Below are 17,546 nucleotides of genomic sequence, written 5' to 3' on the forward strand. Positions count from 1 at the left end.
TGGACCAAAGCGATCTGCGATGACCTCTTGCGGGTGATATACGAGATCGTATACGATCCGGTCAGAACCGACAACGACCACTGCGATCCATTCTGGTCCGCAGGGCGAGGGGCAAGGAAGCCCACGAAGGAGCAGCACGTGACCGCTGACGCCGCACGCCAGCTCATCGAGCAGGCCACCGGGACGGCCCCCGGCAAGATCATCGCCGTCCACCTCAACTACCCCTCGCGCTGCGCCGAGCGCGGCCGCACCCCCGCCGAGGCCTCCTACTTCCTCAAGCCCACCAGCTCGCTGGCCGGCTCGGGCGAGGTGGAGCGCCCGCAGGGCTTCGAGCTCCTGGCCTACGAGGGCGAGGTGGCCCTGGTGATCGGGCGCACCGCCCGTCGCGTGGCCCCGGAGCAGGCCTGGCAGCACGTCGCCTTCGTCACCGCCTCCAATGACCTGGGCCTGCAGGACCTGCGCGCCGCAGACAAGGGCAGCAATGTCCGCTCCAAGGGCGCCGACGGCTGCACCGCCCTGGGCCCGGAGCTCATCGACGCCACTCGCGTGCGCCCTGATGGCCTGCGGGTGCGCACCTGGCTGGACGGCGAGCTGGTGCAGGACGACACCACCGACACCCTGCTCTTCGGCTTCGACCACCTGATCGCCGACCTGACCCGCACCATCACCCTGGAGCCCGGCGACGTGATCCTCACCGGCACCCCCGCCGGCGCCTCGGTGGCGCTGCCGGGCCAGCGCATCGAGGTGGAGGTGAGCAGCGTCGACGACGAGCAGCTGACCAGCGGCCGGCTGGCCACCACCGTCGTCGAGGCCCCCGCCGTGGGGGAGTGGGGATCGCGCCCCGCCGCCACCGCGGCCGCCACCGCCGATGCCTGGGGCAGCCGGGAGGTTCGCTCCGGCACCGTCGCCGAGGACGAGGAGCCCGGCTTCGTGCTCACCGACGAGCTGCGTGAGCGGCTGGGCCAGGTGGCCGTGGCCACCATCAGCTCCCAGCTGCGCAAGCGCGGCTACGACACCGCCTTCGACGGGGTGCACCTGATCGATCCCGGCAAGAAGTTCGTGGGCACCGCCCGCACCCTGCGCTACGTGCCGCGCCGCCCGGACATCACCAAGCGGATCGGCGCCGGCTACAACGCCCAGAAGCGCGCCATCGACTCGGTCAACCCCGGCGAGGTGCTGGTGATGGAGGCCCGCGGCTTCACCCATGCCGGCACCATCGGCGACATCCTGGCCACCCGCGCCAAGGTGCGCGGCTGCGTCGGTGTCATCACCGACGGCGCCGTCCGCGACCACGAGGCCGTCAAGGCCACCGGGCTGCCGGTGCTGGCCCAGGCCGCCCATCCCGCCGTCCTCGGCCGGGTGCACGTGCCCTATGACATCGACGTCACCATCTCCTGCGGCGGCACCACCGTCGAGGTGGGCGACGTGATCGTCGCCGACGACGACGGCGCCCTGCTGATCCCGCCCTTCCTCGTCGAGGAGGTGCTGGCCGCCAGCGAGCAGCAGGAGCTGGAGGAGGTCTACGTCCTCGAGCGGGTCCAGGCCGGCGAGTCCGTCGACGGGCTCTACCCGCTCGGCCCCCGCACCCGTCCCGGCTACGAGCAGTGGCTGGCCGAACATCCCGAGCACGAGGCCCACCCGGGCCACCCGAAGCACCACCAGAACTGACCACCGCACCAGATCGCAGCAGACCCAGGAGACCATCGTGAGCGAGCGCCACATCCCCGCCAACCTGCCCGAGAAGATCCAGCACTACATCGACGGCGAGCACGTCGACTCGATCGAGGGCGAGACCTTCGACGTCCTCGACCCCGTCACCAACGAGAACTACATCAAGGCCGCGGCCGGCCAGGCCGCCGACATCGACCGCGCCGTCAAGGCCGCCCGCAAGGCCTTCGACGAGGGCCCCTGGCCCCGGATGACCAACCGCGAGCGCAACCGGGTGCTCAACAAGATCGCCGACGCCGTCGAGGAGCAGGAGCAGCGCCTGGCGGAGCTGGAGACCTATGACACCGGCCTGCCGATCACCCAGGCCAAGGGCCAGGCCCGTCGTGCCGCCGAGAACTTCCGCTTCTTCGCGGACCTGATCGTGGCCCAGAGCGACGACACCTACAAGGTGCCCGGCGCCCAGATGAACTACGTCAACCGCAAGCCGGTGGGCGTCGCAGGCCTGATCACCCCGTGGAACACCCCCTTCATGCTGGAGAGCTGGAAGCTCGCCCCGGCGCTGGCCTCGGGCTGCACCGTCGTGCTCAAGCCCGCCGAGTTCACCCCGCTCTCGGCCAGCCTGTGGGCCACCATCTTCGAGGAGGCCGGCCTGCCGCAGGGCGTCTTCAACCTGGTGGGCGGCCTGGGTGAGGCGGCCGGCGACGCGCTGGTCAAGCACCCCGACGTGAACTTGATCTCCTTCACCGGCGAGACCACCACCGGCCAGACCATCTTCCGCAACTGCGCCGAGCACCTGAAGGGCATGAGCATGGAGCTGGGCGGCAAGAGCCCGGCCGTCGTCTTCGCCGATGCCGACATCGAGAAGGCCCTGGACTCCACCCTGTTCGGCGTCTTCAGCCTGAACGGCGAGCGCTGCACCGCCGGCTCGCGCATCCTCGTCGAGCGCAGCATCTACGACGACTTCGTGCGCCGCTACGCCGAGCGCGCCGACAACATCGTGGTGGGCGACCCGCAGGACCCGAAGACCGAGGTGGGCGCCCTGGTGCACCCCGAGCACTTCAAGAAGGTCATGCACTACGTCGAGGCGGGCAAGAAGGAGGCCCGCCTGGTGGCCGGCGGCCACCAGCCCGAGGGCCTGGAGCAGGGCAACTACCTGCGTCCCACCGTCTTCGCCGACGTGACGCCGGAGGCCAGCATCTTCACCGACGAGATCTTCGGCCCGGTGGTGGGCATCACCCCCTTCGACACCGAGGAGGAGGCCATCGCGCTGGCCAACAACACCCGCTACGGCCTGGCCGCCTATGTCTGGACCAATGACCTGACCCGCGGCCACCGCGTCAGCCAGGCCATCGAGGCCGGCATGGTCTGGATGAACTCGCACAACGTTCGTGACCTGCGCAGCCCCTTCGGCGGCGTCAAGGCCTCCGGCCTGGGCCACGAGGGCGGCTACCGCTCGCTCGACTTCTACTCCGAGCAGCAGGCCGTCCACGTCACCCTCGGTGACGTCCACACCGCTCGATTCGGCCTGCCCACCGAGGGCTGCTGACCACCACCCGTACTTTCTCGAGGAGGAGAAGACATGAACGACATGAAGATCGTGGAGCGGGCCGACTACAACCCGGCCCTCGCCAGCTACAACTCCGAGCGCCCCGTCCCGGCCCCGAAGAACCCGGTCAAGCGCCCCGACCTGCCGGTGCCGAACATCCTGCGCTGCGCCTACATGGAGATCGTGGTCACCGACCTGGCCAAGTCGCGCGAGTTCTACGTCGACGTGCTGGGCCTGGTGGTGACCGAGGAGGACGAGAACACCGTCTACCTGCGCACCCTGGAGGAGTTCATCCACCACAACCTGGTGCTGCGCCAGGGCCCGGTAGCCGCGGTGGCCGCCTTCAGCTTCCGCGTGAACAGCCCGGAGGACGTGGACCTGGCCGAGGCCTACTACCAGGCCATCGGCTGCCGCACCGAGCGACGCAAGGACGGCTTCTGCAAGGGCATCGGCGACTCGGTGCGCGTCGAGGACCCGCTGGGCTTCCCCTACGAGTTCTTCTACGAGGTGGAGCACGTCGAGCGCCTGGCCTGGCACTACGAGCTCTACGGCGCCGGCGCGCTGGTGCGCCTGGACCACTTCAACCAGGTCACCCCCGACGTGCCACGCGGCGTCGACTACATGAAGAACCTGGGCTTCAAGGTCACCGAGGACATCCAGGACGACGAGGGCACCACCTACGCCGCCTGGGTGGCCCGCAAGGCCACCGTGCACGACACCGCGATGACCGGTGGCGACGGTCCGCGGATGCACCACATCGCCTTCGCCACCCATGAGAAGCACAACATCCTCTACATCTGCGACAAGATGGGCGCCCTGCGCATCAGCGACCAGATCGAGCGCGGCCCCGGCCGCCACGGCGTCTCCAACGCCTTCTACCTGTACCTGCGCGATCCCGACGGCCACCGCGTCGAGATCTACACCCAGGACTACTACACCGGTGACCCGGACAACCCGACGGTCACCTGGGACGTGCACGACAACCAGCGCCGTGACTGGTGGGGCACCCCCGTGGTCCCGAGCTGGTACACCGAGGCCTCGCTGGTGCTCGACCTGGACGGCAACCCCGTGCCGGTGGTGGCCCGCGAGGACAAGTCCGAGATGGCCGTGACCATCGGCGCCGACGGCTTCTCCTACACCCGCAAGAGCGAGTCGGAGGACTCCGAGGGCCAGGCCGACGAGGGCAAGGGCTTCAAGCTGGGCCACCAGCTCTGAGCTCCCCGCGCCGTCACCCTCCGGCGTACCCGGGCGGGCGCCCACGCTAGGCGCCCGCCCTCCCCAGAACCTGACGAGAGAGACGACGATGTCCACTTCCGCACAGACCCAGCACGACGACTTCCTCGTGCTGGACGAGCACCGGCCGCAGGACCGCCGGGTCGCGCTCGCCACCCTGGTCGGCACCTCCATCGAGTGGTACGACTACTTCATCTACGCCAACGCCGCGGCGCTGGTCTTCGCCCCCTACTTCTTCAGCGCCGTGCCCGAGAGCATGGCCCTGATCCTGTCCTTCGCCACCGTCGGCGTCAGCTTCCTGTTCCGCCCGCTCGGTGCGGCGGTGGCGGGACACTACGGAGACCGGGTGGGCCGCAAGGCCATGCTGGTGCTCACCCTGATGCTGATGGGCGGTGCCACCGCGCTGATCGGTCTGCTGCCCAGCGCCGCCACCATCGGCATCTGGGCGCCGATCCTGTTGGTCCTGCTGCGCATCGTGCAGGGCTTCTCCGCCGGCGGTGAGTGGGGTGGCGCGGCCCTGATGGCCGTCGAGCACGCTCCGGCCGACAAGCGCGGCAAGTTCGGCGCCTTCCCGCAGGTGGGTGTGCCGCTCGGCATGCTGCTGGCCACCGGCTTCCTGGCCATGCTCTCGGTGCTGCTGACCGAGGAGCAGTTCACCAGCTGGGGCTGGCGCGTGCCCTTCCTGTTCTCCATCGTGCTGATCGGCATCGGCATGTGGATCCGCCTGGGCGTCACCGAGTCCCCGGTCTTCCAGGAGATCAGCGAGCACCCCGACGAGGTGAAGATGCCGCTGGGCCAGGTCTTCACCAGGACCGGCAAGCAGGTGGCCCAGGCCGCCCTGCTCTACATGGGCAACGGCGTGGTGGGCTACATGGTCACCGGCGGCTTCATCCTGTCCTATGCCACCAAGGCGCTGCACATGCAGAAGGCCGACATCCTGAACCTGGTCACCCTGGCCTGCGCCACCTGGCTGGTCACCACCTGGTTCGCCGGCGTGCTCTCCGACCGGATCGGTCGCGTCCGCACCTACCAGATCGGCTTCGTGATCCAGCTGCTGTGGGTCTTCCCGCTGTTCATGCTGGTGGAGACCGCCAGCCTGCTGTGGGTGGGTGTGGCGATGGTGGTGCTCACCATCCCGCTCGGCCTGACCTACGGCCCGCAGGCGGCGCTCTTCGCCGAGATGTTCCCGGCGGCGATCCGCTACTCCGGCGCCTCGATCGGCTACGCGCTGGGCGCCATCCTGGGCGGCGCCTTCGCCCCGATGATCGCGCAGGCACTGGTGAACCACTTCCACACCACGCGGGCGGTCTCGGCCTACCTGTTCGTCTTCACGGCCATGGCCCTGCTGGCGACGTTCACCATCAAGGACCGCACCGGCAAGCGTCTCGACAAGGACGCCCCGGACCTGCCGCGGCTCTGACCTGGACCGCTCCGGCGGCGCGTGGGGGCACGGCCCGGTGGTCGTGCCCCCGCACACGTCCGGCCAGGTGTCCCTGGCCCCATGAGGACGTGGAGTGAGGCATCGACGGGGCTGAGTGGCTGACCCCGGGGTGCTCTCGGGTGCCCCGACCCATCGCCGGGCCGGAAGCTGAGGCCGGGCCCGCGCCCTGGGCTGATCACGGCTTCTGTGCTCCATCGCGGCAGCTCGGTCTTGCCCCTGGTGCAGCGCCCATCGCGTCCGATGCACGTCCATCGCGGCCGCTCAGTGGCCATCGCCCCTGGTGCAACAGGGGCGATGCGTGCCGATGGGCCGCGATCAGTATCGACGGGCCGCGATCAGTATCGACGGGCCGCGATCAGTATCGACGGGCCGCGATCAGTATCGACGGGCCGCAATCCCGAGCCGGACTCGTCATGCCTGTTGGGTGACCGTCGCCCCTGCTGCAACAGGGGCGATTCGTGCCGACGGGCCGCGTTCAGTCTCGACGGGCCAGGAGCACCCGACGAGGCCGTGAGCACCAGGCGTGGCAGGGCGCGCGCCAGAGAACGAACTGGGCCGCCGAGTCTGCACCTGAGCACCATCCGTAGCGGCCGCCCGGACGCGGTCCCGGCCGGATCGTCGGCCGGTATTCTTGGAGGAATTGCACCATTGAGCGGCCTGCACGCCATCACCGAGGGAGCCCCCGTGGAGTCGAAGTCCGAGCTGGTCTATCGCGACCTGCGCGAGCGGATCGTCGACGGCCAGTTCACCGCCGGCTACCGGCTGGTGCTGGCCCGGCTGGCCGACCACTACGACGTGAGCCCGGTGCCGGTGCGCGAGGCGCTGCGACGGTTGGAGGCCGAGGGCCTGGTGCGCTACACCCGCAACGTCGGCGCCGAGGTGGTGGGCGTCGACTCGTCGAGCTATGCCGAGACCATGGAGGTGCTCGCCGTGCTCGAGGGAGCTGCGACGGCGCTGGCCGCCCCGCACCTGGGCGAGGCCGAGATCGCCCAGGCCCGTGCCATCAATGCCGAGATGCGCGAGGTGCGCCAGGACCTCGACCCGGTGCGCTTCACCACCCTCAACCACCAGTTCCACGTGGTGGTCTGCGGGCCCTGCCCCAACGACCACCTGTCCGAGATGCTGCAGCGTGAGTGGGAGCGGATCTCCCAGGTGCGCCGCTCCTCGTTCACCTACGTGCCGGAGCGCTCGCTCACCTCGGTGGAGGAGCACGAGCGCATCCTGCAGCTGATCGTCGACGGAGCCCCCTTCCACGAGGTGGAGCAGGCCGCCCGCGAGCACAAGCTGCGCACCATGAACCAATTCCTCGAGGCCCGACGCTCCAACCGAGCCCCCCAGCAGCAGCAGGCCGGCTGAGTCCCGACCCCGGCTGGCGCGCCTCCGGCCCGGAGGATGGGCCGGGTTCCACGCCACGGCGGACTTTCGGCCACTACCCGGGAACTCACGCCGGTCCTAGCCTTGGTGCATGTCCGCCTCCGCCATCCAGGTCGCCGATCCTCGCCTCGACGGGTCGGTGGTCCCACGCGCATCGCGGTACTGGGGATGGGTGCGAGCTGCCAGCCTGGTGATGGCACTGGTGTCCGCGGTGGCGATGCTGCTGCTGGGCCAGCGGGTCACCGACTACTCACACCTGCAGCAGGCACTGGCTTCCGGCCGGGTGAACCAGGTACGCGTCGAGGGAGCCTTCGGACACACCACCGACCTGCCCGCCGAGGCGACGGGTACGACGCAGGTGCGCATCGTCTGGCGCGACGGCCTTCTGGAGCGCGTCACGGAGGTGCAGCAGTACCACCCCGGTGATGGGATGGGAGAGCCGGTTGAGGGCTACCCGTCGATCACCGGCGAGGTGGAGGACGCCCTGCGCGACATCGATCCGCAGGTGAGCATCACCTGGGCTGATCCGCGCAGCAGCTGGAGCAACCTGGCCGGCTTCCAGGGGCCTGTCTGGATCATCTCGCTCATCCTTCTGGCGGCCGCGGGGATCGTCACCCTCCTGCTGGGTGGCCCCGAGCCGCGCCTGGCCACCCGATGGGGCTGGATCTGGCTGCTGAGCAGCCCGTTGACTCTCGTGGTCGCGCTGGCCTTCCTGCTGGTCGGCTGCCGTGGCCACCAGCCTGGCCGGCGACGGCTCACCGGCGGTTGGGCCTTCGTCCTGAAGCTGCTGCTCGGCGGCCTTGGCCTGATCTTGTGACGGGCCCGCCGGGCGGACCTCTGCGCCCGTCACCCGTCCGGCACACGGTTCGTCCTGCCCACCACCCAGCAATGCCCCGTCCAGCACAGTTCGCCGTTCCCTGCAGTGACGTTGCGCCTGGTGAGCTCACGTTGCGCCTGGTGATCTCACGTTGCGCCTCGCAGGAAACGTTGCGCGCGTAGTGCCGCGCGCGACGTTGCTCCTGAGGCGCGAGGTCACGTTGGGGGCGCGAGGTGAGGTCGAGGCGCGGGGGCGCCTCCCTGGGTGCGATCTCGCATCCCAGGGCCTGTTGCGTGGACCCCGGCCCCCGGCCCCCGGCCCGCGGCCCGTGGCCCCGCGGCCCGCTGGACACGCCTTTCGCCAGGCGGCCGCTCGTCGCCTGGAGCACCCATCACACGACGAGGGGCCAGCCGGAGCAGCGCCCCGGCCGGCCCCTCGTGCGGGCTCAGCGACCCAGGATCGGGTCGAAGAAGTTGGCCAGCTCCTGCGTCGCGTCGAGCGGCAGGATGTGCGCCACGTACATGTCGGGGCGCACCACGACGATGGCGCCGTCGCGGCTGATGCCACGGGCCTCGAAGATGTCGCCGTCCGGGCCGGAGCCGTAGACCTTGTTGGTGTCGGTGAGCTTGAACGGACCCACCGTCGGCTTGAAGGCGACGGGCACGGCATTGATGTCCACGTCCAGGTGGGGCTGCTGGTAGACCACCTTCACGTCGAACCAGGCATCGGTGTCACCGTCGGCGGGCTGGGCCGCCAGCGGGGAGGCCGGGTCATTGCTCAGCCAGTCGCCGAGCTTGTCGCTGGCCGAGCCCGTACCCGGCGCCGCCTGGTCGGAGAAGACGTAGATCCGCCAGCGGCCGTCGGCCAGGTGCTGGTGGCCCAGGTGGATCGGGTTGCCGTCGTTGACCCGCTCCACCAGCGTCGACTTGAAGCGCTTGCCCAGCGGGAAGCCGGGGGCCAGCTCCTGGCGTGCATCGCTGCCGACCAGCAGCGAGGCCGGGTACTCGGTCATGAAGCCCGCCGGGAACTCGGCGGTGCGCATGTAGAAGTCCTCCACCTCGTCGGGGCTGGACAGCGCATCGGACTTCTTGGCCATCAGCGTGGACCACTGCTTGTCGAAGTCGATCAGGTTCTGTGCCACCACCTGGCGCTCGGCCGAGTAGGTGCGCAGCAGCTTCTCCGGGGCACGCCCGGTGAGCACGTGGGCCAGCTTCCAGCCCAGGTTGAAGCCGTCCTGCATCGAGACGTTCATGCCCTGGCCGGCCTTGGCCGAGTGGGTGTGGCAGGCGTCGCCGGTGAGGAAGACGCGCGGGATGCGGCCCTCCTCGGTGCGCTCGCCGCGCAGGTTGTCGAAGTGGTCGGTGACCCGGTGGCCCACCTCGTAGACGCTCCACCAGGCGACGTCCTTCACGTCCAGCTCGTAGGGGTGGATGATGGCCTGCGCGCCCTTGATGATCTCCTCGATCGGGGTCTGGCGCACCGCACCGTTGCCGTCGGCGGGCTGCTCGCCCAGGTCCACGTACATCCGGAACAGGTGGCCGCCCTCGCGGGGGATGTGCAGCATGGAGCCGGCCGCGGAATGGATGATGCTCTTGGCGCGGATGTCGGGGAAGGTGGTGGTGGCCACCACGTCCATCACGCCCCAGGCGTGGTTGGCGGCATCGCCCTTCATGGTGCAGCCGATGGACTTGCGCACCTTGGACCGGGCGCCGTCGCAGCCCACCACGTACTTGGCCCGCACGGTGCGGGTGCTGCCCGCATCCGGCCCGGCGGTGCGCTCCAGGGTGACGGCCACCGGGTACTCGGCGGACTCGTCGATCTCCAGGCCCTGGAAGTCCCAGCCGTAGTCGGGCTTCATCCGGGTGGGGGCCCACTGCATGAAGCGGGCGAAGTAGTCCAGCACCCGGGCCTGGTTCACGATCAGGTGGGGGAACTCGCTGATGTTCTGCGGGTCGTCGGGGGTGACGGCCCCGCGCACGATGTTCTCCGGGTTGGCCGGGTCCTGCTTCCAGAAGCGGGTCTCGGTGATCCGGTAGGCCTCGGCGGTGATCTCCTCGGCGAAGCCGAAGGCCTGGAAGGTCTCGACGCTGCGCTGCTGCACGCCGTCGGCCTGGCCGATCACCAGCCGGCCCTCACGACGCTCGATGATGCGGGTGTTGATGCTGGGGAACTGCGAGAGCTGGGCCGCCAGCAGCATGCCGGCCGGGCCGCTGCCCACGATCAGCACGTCCATCTGGTCGGGGAGCTCCTCGGGACGGTCGACGCCGGTGCCCAGGGCGGGCTGCTGGCGGGGGTCTCCCGAGACGTAGCCATGGTGGTGGAACTGCACGTTTGCCTCACTTCGTCGTGACGGACCTGTAGTGTTCTCATATCGAACACTGAGTTCGGAATGCGAGATTTGATACGATTTTGCCATTCCGGACAGCGGCTTGGCAATGGGTCAGCCGAAATTGGACGGGAGAGACGCGATGGGCGACGACCTGATGGCGCTGCCACCGCGCATCGCGGAGGCCGACGAGGGGGTGGCCTCGCAGACCCTCTCGCGCGGGCTGTGGGCGCTGCGCTACCTGTGCGCCCAGCACGGCCCGGTGCGCGTCGACGAGGTGGCCGCCGCTCTGGAGGTGCACCGCTCCATCGCCTGGCGCCTGCTACGAACCCTGGAGCACCACCACCTGGTGCGGCGCACCCCCTCGGGCAGCTATGCGCCGGGCTCCGGCCTGGCGGTGCTGGCGCGGCAGGGCTCGCAGGGCCTGCTGGCCAGTTCCCAGCCGGTGCTCGACGAGCTGGCCGAGAGCTCCGGGCTGACCGCCTTCGTCGCCGTGGCCAATGCCGGTTCCTGCGTGACCGTGGCCTCGGCCACCGCGCCCAGTCAGGGCGCCAGCATCGTGCAGCAGCCCGGCACCTCCCATCCGCTCACTCAGGGCGCTCCCGGCCTGGTGCTGCTGGCCATGCAGCCGCCGGGCGCTGCCGGGGAGCGGGAGGCGGACGTGCAGAAGGTGCGCGAGCGTGGCTATGCCACCAGCTCCGACGAGGTGATCCCGGGGGTCCGCTCGGTGGCGGTGCCCATCCCGCTGCCGGATCGTCGGGCCGCGTTGGCCGTGCTGGGACTGGGTGACCTGGACCTGGTGGACGTCGTCGGCCAGCTCCGACGCGCGGCGGGGCGGATCACCGAGTCCTGAACGTCTCTGAACGCCCCAGTGGGAGCCCAATTTGCGCTCTGGGCGTACGGGTTGCGGGCTTGAACGGGTGACTGTATAGCCTCCCGTGGTACGCCCGTGACCTTGAGGAGTTCTTCCGTGGCCATCAACATCGCCCTGCAGGCGCGACGCGACGTCGACCCCGACAACCAGCCCATCCCGCGACGCTTCGTCGGCTACGACCCGAAGCTCGGCGACGAGCAGCTGTGGAATGCCAACCGTGGCGCCTACGACCTGGACGACTTCGCCGCCACCGAGCAGTTCGCCACCTTCAGCTATGACGGCACGATCCGCTTGGTGGCCGAGCTCGAGGGCATCGAGAACGTCGACGACGAGGGGACCCCGCGCAAGGCCCTGCTGGGTCGCCTGCTGCGCCGCGGGGACCCGGTGCGCGATGCCCTGGTGGGACGCCAGGTGGACACCGACCGGGAGGTCAGCCACATCGACACCACCGAGCAGGACGAGATCACGGCTGCGGAGCGCTATGCCACCCCGGAGCGCGCTCGCCGCACCTTCCTGCTCACCATCGACCCCGAGATGTGGTTCTGGACCCCCGAGGACGAGCAGGAGGTGATCACCCGCACCGCCGCCGGCGCCCCCGTCCGCGAGGTCTGGTACGCCGGAGGACGCCGCCAGGGCATCGAGCCGGGGGACCGGGTCTTCCTGCTGCAGCACGGCCGCGGGGACCGTGGCGTGCGCGGCCACGGCGTGGTCTCCAGCCGCGTCTACCAGGGCGAGCACTGGGACGACCCGAGCCGCATGGCCAACTACATCGACGTCGACTGGCACCTGGTGGTGCCGGCCGAGCAGATGGTGGCGGCGCAGCGTCTGGTGGTCGAGGTGCCCGGCTACGGCTGGAACCCGCAGAAGGGCGGCGTCGAGCTGCACCAGCCGATGGCTGACCAGCTCGAGGAGCTGTGGGCCGGCCACGTCGGCCGCACCCCGGAGCCCAGCGCGCCGCAGCCCGTCGTGCAGCACGGCTGGGAACTGGACGACTCGCGGCGTCGCGCCGCCAGCATCGAGGCCCGCGACCAGATGATGCAGCTCTTCGCCGAGGACGGCTGGGAGGTCGTGGAGACCAACCACGAGATGCCGTACTGCGCCGTCGCCTACCGCGGCGAGGAGTCTCGCTTCCTGTTCGCCAAGGGGGTCGAGACCGTCGGTCGCCCCGTCCTGCTGACCGCCGAGGAGGTGCAGCACGCGCAGGAGCACCCCGGCGAGTGCCTGCTGGGCCAGCTCGGCGACGCCGACTTCCAGGGCAGCTCGGTGGTGCCGGGCAGCGGCGTGCTCACCGTCACCCCGCTCGACCTGGAGGCCCACCCGGTGGAGCCGGTGCTCTTCCGCTACGAGGCCTGAGCGCCGGGGGGTCTGCCCCCATCGCAGCCGGACATGGACGGGGCCGCAGCCAAGGCTGCGGCCCCGTCGTCCGTGCCGGTGTCACGGGGTGGGCATGCCACCGTTCACGTTGAGCGTCTCGCCCACCACATAGCTGGACTCCGGAGAGGCCAGGAAGACATAGGCGGGGGCCAGCTCCACCGGGTGGCCGGCGCGGCCCATCGCGGTCTTCTTGCCGAAGTCGGGCAGCTCGTCGGTCTGCTGGCCGCCCTGCACCTGCAGCGGGGTCCAGATCGGCCCGGGCGCCACGGCATTGACCCGGATGCCCTTGGGGGCCAGCTGCTCGGCCATGCCCTTGGTGAAGTTGTTGATGGCCGCCTTGGTGGAGGCGTAGTCCACCTTGTCGGGCGAGGGGGAGTAGGCCTGGATCGAGGTGGTGTTGATGATGCTGGCCCCCGACTCCAGGTGCGCCAGGGCCGCCTTGGTGATGCGGAACATGGCGATGATGTTGGTGTCGAAGGTCTCCACCAGCTGCTCGTCGGAGAGATCCTCGAGCTTCTCCACCGACTTCTGGTGCCCGGCATTGTTCACCAGGATGTCCAGCCCGCCGAGCTGCTCGACGGCCTGCTCCACCAGCGTGCGGCAGGCGGCCTCGTCGGTGATGTCGTAGGGCAGCTTCACGGCCTTGCGGCCGGCCTGCTCCACCAGCTCGGCCACCTTCTGGGCGTCCTCCTCCTCGGCGGGGAGGTAGCCGAAGGCCACGTCGGCGCCCTCGCGCGCGAAGGCGATCACCACGGCGGCGCCGATGCCGGAGTCGCCACCGGTGACCAGCGCCTTGCGGCCCTCGAGCCGGCCGGTGCCGCGGTAGGTCTGCTCGCCGCGATCGGGCTTGGGCACCAGGTCCGCGTCGAGGCCCGGCTCGGGCTGGCCCTGCTCGGGGATCTCCAGGTCCTCGTAGCGGGTGACGGGGTTGGCGAAGGTCAGCTGGTCCTGCTCTGCCATGGGGGTGCTTCCTCTCGGATTCGGGTGTCACCTCCGACGCTAGGCAGGCGCGCGCCGTCTTTCACCACCCCGAGGGCGGTTCTGCCTTCACCCACCGCGAAATCAGGCCGGCAGCTCGCTGACCGGTACCACCTGGAGGTCCTGCAGCTTCCAGTCCAGCTCCCGCGCCCGGTCCCGTGCGGTCTCCAGCGTCTGCAGCGACGGCTCGCCCACCGGCACCACGAAGACCTCGGTGTGGAAGACGTGGCCCTCGTCGCGCATCCGCACCGCCACCTCGTCCACCCAGGGCAGGCCTGCAAAGAAGCGTCGCACCTGGTCGATGGCGGGGTGGTCCTCGGAGTCGTCATAGGTGCGGGCCTGGCGGTCCAGCAGCCCGGAGAGAGCATTGGAGATGTTGGTCCAGCCGTCCTTCACGATGGAGGCGGCGATGAAGGTGGCCACCACGGAGTCGGCCCACCACAGCCCCAACCCGATCCCCAGGATGCCGAGCATGGCGCCACCGGCGGTGGACCAGTCGGCCTTGTTCATGTCCGCGTCGGCGTAGAGCACCTTGTCGTGCAGCTGCTCGGCGAGCTTGAGCTTCATCCGCCCCAGGATCACCGGCGGGAAGCCGGTGTAGACCAGCGCGCCCATCATCACCCAGCCCAGCCAGACGGTGTGGCCGAACAGGTCAATGGTGCTGATGGTGGGGTGCTCCTGGCGCACCAGGGTCATCATGCTGTCCACCACCATGAAGCCGCCCAGCGCCAGCAGGGCCACCGAGGCGGCCAGGTGCGCGGCGCCCACCGCGCGGTGGTAGCCGTAGGGGTGCTCGTGGTCGGGCTCGCGTCGCACCTTGCGCACCGCGAGCAGGAAGGCCAGCGGTGGCAGGAAGCTGAGGCAGTCCTCGATCCAGGCCGCCTTCATGGCCTGCGAGGAGCCCATCACGGCCGCCACCAGGCTGACGGCGGTGGCCAGGTAGACCAGTGAGATCACCTGCAGCCGCTTAGCCTTCTTCAGGGCGCGGTGCTGCTCGCGGGGCAGCCGGGTGCTGCCGAAGGTGGCGGTGCTCACGGCCGGCCCTGGTCGAACCAGGTCTCCAGGGCGCTGACCATGGCATTCTCGCCCAGCGGCACGGCCACCACGTGCTTGACGGTGTCGCCGTGGTCGTCGACGTCGGTGGCATAGGCGCGGGTCAGACCGACCTTGCTCTTGAAGGGCGACTTGCTGGTGAGCCCGCCCACCATCAGGTCGATCTGGCCGTCCTCCAGCTGCTTGACCAATTCCTCCTGACCGGCCACCACCCAGGTGATGGTGGCGCCGCGGGTGCGCGCGAAGCCCTTGGCCAGCTCGGCCTCGGGGCCCGAGGGCATGCCATTGCTGACCTCCACCAGTGGCGGGGCGGGGGCGACGCCCACCAGGATCTCGCCCTCCTGGTCGATCCGCTGCAAGGTGTTGTCGGGGTCCTTGGGAATGCCGCAGCCCGCGAGCAGCAGCAGGCCCAGCAGGGCGGCGACTGCCTGTCGCGGTCGTCGGTGGGTGCCCGTCACAACACTTCTCCTCCTGGTCACGGGCGCTCGGGGGGTGCGCCGCGGAGCAAGGTTAGGGCGCTGGCAACCGGTGATGGAATCGCCTGCAGGGGTGGGATGTGATCCTCCTGGGCCGGACTCCGCGCCGAGGATCGACCAGGATCCGCCACGGTCTGGCGGGAATGGTCCCGTCGGGGGCTGTGGTGCGCGCATCGTGGCGACAGCGGGCCGGTGGCCGCCGGAGCCGGCGGGAGGACTGCCTTGTCAGCGCCCCGCTGTGGGGCGCTCGGCCCTGTTCGCTGTGAGCTTGGTCACTGTCGAAGGCCCGCATCGTCCGATTAGCGTGGCGGGCATGGACCAGAACCTCGCCCATTTCGAGTTCCTCGGCACCTGGGACAGCCCGGTGGTGGCCACCTCGATCCACGCCGGCCACGAGCTGCGCCCGGAGGTGGCCGAGCTGATGCAGCTGGACGAGGCCGACCGTCTCCGCGAGGAGGACCCGTACACCAACCTGATCGCGCAGCTGATCGGGCCGCGCGTGATGGTGAACCGTTCCCGCTTCGAGGTGGACCTGAACCGCTCGCGCGACAAGGCGGTCTATCGCACCCCCGCCGACTGCTGGGACCTGGTGGTCTGGCGCGACGAGGTGCTGCCCGACGACGCGGTGGAGCGCTCCCGCGAGGAGCACGACGCCTTCTACGCCGCCCTCGGCGAGCGGCTCGACGAGTTGGCCGAGCGTGGTCCCTTCGTGCTCTTCGACGTCCACTCCTACAACCACCGTCGCGACGGTGCCGACGCACCGGCCTCGCCGCAGGAGGATAACCCCGAGGTCAACCTCGGCACCGGCACCATGGACCGCGAGAAGTGGGCCGACGTGGTGGATGCCTTCACCGACTCGCTGCGTGGCGCCGAGGTGAGCTGGGGCCGGCTCGACGTGCGCGAGAACGTCCGCTTCAAGGGCGCGAACCTGTGCCAGTGGGTGCATGAGCGCTACCCGGACAAGGGCTGCGCGCTGGCACTGGAGTTCAAGAAGACCTTCATGGACGAGTGGACCGGCGAGCCGGATGCCGAGCACATCGCCGAGCTGTCGCGGGCGCTGGCCGGCACCGTGGAGCCGATCCGTGCGGCCCTGGAGGCCAACCACGGGCTGGAGCCGCGTCGCTGATGAGCATCCGCACGCCGCTCGACGAGCAGACGTTGGCGGTCGACGAGGAGCTGGCCCAGCTCTCGGAGACCTTCCGCTTCCTGCTGGACCTGACCCCGGTGGATGCCGCGGATCGGCGTCGCGCCTGGCTGGACGGCGACCATGCCGAACCGGACTTCAGCTACCGCCCGCTGTCCACCGATCCCGACGTGGCGCTGGCCACGCTCGAGCACATCGAGCTGGACCGGGTCCAGGACCCCACCGTGCGCCAGCTGCTGGCCAACAAGCACCGTGAGTTGCGGCTGCAGGCGGAGATGTTGCGGGCCCGCAACAGTGCCGACTTCCTGCCGCTCTCCGTGGAGCTCTACGGCGGCGTCACCCAGGAGCTGCGCGAGCTGGCCAAGCAGGTGCTGGAGGCCGTCCCCGCAGACGCCGCCCCCGCCCCGGCCGTCGACGCCCATGCCTTCCACGAGCTGGCCCAGGCCGAGATCGCCTGGTACCGCGCGCAGGACCCCGACGTGGTGATGCATGCCGAGGTGCGCGAGGACGTCAACGGCGTGATGGTCAGCGGTGACACCCTGCTGATCGGTGCTGACTCCAAGGTGCAGTCCACCCGCGCCAATGCCCTGCTGCAGCACGAGATCGGCACCCACCTGGTGACCCAGGTGAACGGCGGGGCGCAGCAGGTGCGTTGCCTGGGCACCGGCCTGGCCGGCTACGACGAGACCCAGGAGGGGCTGGCCGTGATGGGTGAGATCGCCTGCGGCGAGCTCACCGCCACCCGCCTGCGCCAGCTGGCCGGGCGCGTGCTCACCGTCGACGCCATGGTGAACGGCGCCGGCTTCTTCGACTGCTGGCAGCAGCTGGTCAGCCGCGGCTTCAAGCGCGGCAGCGCCTTCACCACCGTGATGCGGATCCACCGCTCCGGCGGCTTCACCAAGGACGCCTGCTACCTGCGCGGCCTGGTGGACCTGCTGGGTCACCTGCGCGACGGTGGCCGCCTCGACCTGTTCTACCTGGGCAAGTTCGCGCTGGCGGACCTGCCGCTGGTGGAGCAGCTGGATGCCGACGGCAGGCTGGCGCCGGCCCGGATCCAGCCCCACTACCTGGCCGACCCGCAGGCCGTCGACCGGCTGGCGCGGGCCGCGGTGGAGCCGCTGTCGAGCAGCGTCGCCCACCCCACGCAGGAGGGTGCGGCGCCGCCGGACCCCGAGGCCAATGACCTGTGAACGCCACTGACCACCCCTGCACCACCACCCAGCACGACCGACCACGCAGGAC

14 protein-coding genes are annotated in these 17,546 nt (G+C 70.1%); 10 read left to right on the forward strand and 4 right to left on the reverse strand.

The genetic code is table 11. The features are described from left to right. Window positions 1-138 precede the first annotated feature (138 nt). The 6 genes from ABD073_RS05505 (at window position 139) to ABD073_RS05530 (ending at window position 8,079) form a co-directional block, all read left to right on the forward strand. Complete coding sequence (locus ABD073_RS05505) at window positions 139-1,668, forward strand: fumarylacetoacetate hydrolase family protein (RefSeq protein WP_343872927.1); 1,530 nt, start codon at window positions 139-141, stop codon at window positions 1,666-1,668. 37 nt (window positions 1,669-1,705) lie between these two features. After that, window positions 1,706-3,214 carry a 5-carboxymethyl-2-hydroxymuconate semialdehyde dehydrogenase gene (gene hpaE, locus ABD073_RS05510; protein WP_343872929.1) on the forward strand — a complete coding sequence of 503 codons (1,509 nt, stop codon included), beginning with the start codon at window positions 1,706-1,708 and terminating at the stop codon, window positions 3,212-3,214. Between the two features lie 33 nt (window positions 3,215-3,247). After that, window positions 3,248-4,429 carry a 3,4-dihydroxyphenylacetate 2,3-dioxygenase gene (gene hpaD / locus ABD073_RS05515; protein ID WP_343872930.1) on the forward strand — a complete coding sequence of 394 codons (1,182 nt, stop codon included), beginning with the start codon at window positions 3,248-3,250 and terminating at the stop codon, window positions 4,427-4,429. Between the two features lie 88 nt (window positions 4,430-4,517). Then, window positions 4,518-5,867 (forward strand): MFS transporter, encoded by a 1,350-nt coding sequence (locus ABD073_RS05520; protein ID WP_343872931.1) that lies wholly within the window; start codon window positions 4,518-4,520, stop codon window positions 5,865-5,867. A 669-nt stretch (window positions 5,868-6,536) separates the two neighbouring features. Next, window positions 6,537-7,244, forward strand: coding sequence for a GntR family transcriptional regulator (locus ABD073_RS05525; protein ID WP_343872933.1), 708 nt, complete (start codon window positions 6,537-6,539; stop codon window positions 7,242-7,244). A gap of 109 nt (window positions 7,245-7,353) precedes the next feature. Continuing rightward, window positions 7,354-8,079 (forward strand): hypothetical protein, encoded by a 726-nt coding sequence (locus ABD073_RS05530; RefSeq protein WP_343872934.1) that lies wholly within the window; start codon window positions 7,354-7,356, stop codon window positions 8,077-8,079. Between the two features lie 445 nt (window positions 8,080-8,524). Here ABD073_RS05530 and ABD073_RS05535 read toward each other — a convergent pair whose 3' ends face one another. Next, a complete protein-coding gene (locus ABD073_RS05535; protein ID WP_343872935.1) occupies window positions 8,525-10,408 on the reverse strand; it encodes an FAD-binding monooxygenase in 1,884 nt (627 codons plus the stop codon). Window positions 10,409-10,547: 139 nt separating this feature from the next. Between ABD073_RS05535 and ABD073_RS05540 the strand changes: the two genes are divergently transcribed. Beyond that, window positions 10,548-11,258 (forward strand): IclR family transcriptional regulator, encoded by a 711-nt coding sequence (locus ABD073_RS05540; protein ID WP_343872937.1) that lies wholly within the window; start codon window positions 10,548-10,550, stop codon window positions 11,256-11,258. A gap of 117 nt (window positions 11,259-11,375) precedes the next feature. Next, complete coding sequence (locus ABD073_RS05545; RefSeq protein WP_343872939.1) at window positions 11,376-12,632, forward strand: hypothetical protein; 1,257 nt, start codon at window positions 11,376-11,378, stop codon at window positions 12,630-12,632. Between the two features lie 81 nt (window positions 12,633-12,713). On the opposite strand, the gene ABD073_RS05550 is transcribed toward ABD073_RS05545, so the two are convergent. From ABD073_RS05550 to ABD073_RS05560, 3 genes are all read right to left on the reverse strand, one after another. Then, a complete protein-coding gene (locus ABD073_RS05550; protein WP_343872941.1) occupies window positions 12,714-13,613 on the reverse strand; it encodes an SDR family oxidoreductase in 900 nt (299 codons plus the stop codon). A gap of 102 nt (window positions 13,614-13,715) precedes the next feature. Further along, a complete protein-coding gene (locus ABD073_RS05555) occupies window positions 13,716-14,666 on the reverse strand; it encodes a cation efflux transmembrane domain-containing protein (RefSeq protein ID WP_343872942.1) in 951 nt (316 codons plus the stop codon). Next, a complete protein-coding gene (locus ABD073_RS05560; RefSeq protein ID WP_343872943.1) occupies window positions 14,663-15,142 on the reverse strand; it encodes a transporter substrate-binding domain-containing protein in 480 nt (159 codons plus the stop codon). Before ABD073_RS05560 ends, ABD073_RS05555 begins: the two co-directional genes overlap by 4 nt. Before the next feature lie 331 nt (window positions 15,143-15,473). Here ABD073_RS05560 and ABD073_RS05565 point away from each other — a divergent pair, with 331 nt between their 5' ends. After that, a complete protein-coding gene (locus tag ABD073_RS05565) occupies window positions 15,474-16,286 on the forward strand; it encodes an N-formylglutamate amidohydrolase (RefSeq protein WP_343872944.1) in 813 nt (270 codons plus the stop codon). After that, entirely contained in the window at window positions 16,286-17,494 is a 1,209-nt protein-coding gene (locus ABD073_RS05570; RefSeq protein WP_343872945.1) for a tyrosine/phenylalanine carboxypeptidase domain-containing protein, read from the forward strand. Before ABD073_RS05565 ends, ABD073_RS05570 begins: the two co-directional genes overlap by 1 nt. The last annotated feature ends 52 nt before the right edge of the window (window positions 17,495-17,546 follow it).

Source organism: Luteococcus peritonei (assembly GCF_039526385.1).
GTDB lineage: Bacteria > Actinomycetota > Actinomycetes > Propionibacteriales > Propionibacteriaceae > Luteococcus > Luteococcus peritonei.

Coding starts and splice junctions, on each gene's coding strand:
- ABD073_RS05570 (WP_343872945.1), top strand. CDS start 16,286: ATGAGCATCCGCACGCCGCTCGACGAGCAGACGTTGGCGGTCGACGAG.
- hpaD (WP_343872930.1), top strand. CDS start 3,248: ATGAACGACATGAAGATCGTGGAGCGGGCCGACTACAACCCGGCCCTC.
- ABD073_RS05550 (WP_343872941.1), bottom strand. CDS start 13,613: ATGGCAGAGCAGGACCAGCTGACCTTCGCCAACCCCGTCACCCGCTAC.
- ABD073_RS05530 (WP_343872934.1), top strand. CDS start 7,354: ATGTCCGCCTCCGCCATCCAGGTCGCCGATCCTCGCCTCGACGGGTCG.
- ABD073_RS05540 (WP_343872937.1), top strand. CDS start 10,548: ATGGGCGACGACCTGATGGCGCTGCCACCGCGCATCGCGGAGGCCGAC.
- ABD073_RS05565 (WP_343872944.1), top strand. CDS start 15,474: ATGGACCAGAACCTCGCCCATTTCGAGTTCCTCGGCACCTGGGACAGC.
- ABD073_RS05520 (WP_343872931.1), top strand. CDS start 4,518: ATGTCCACTTCCGCACAGACCCAGCACGACGACTTCCTCGTGCTGGAC.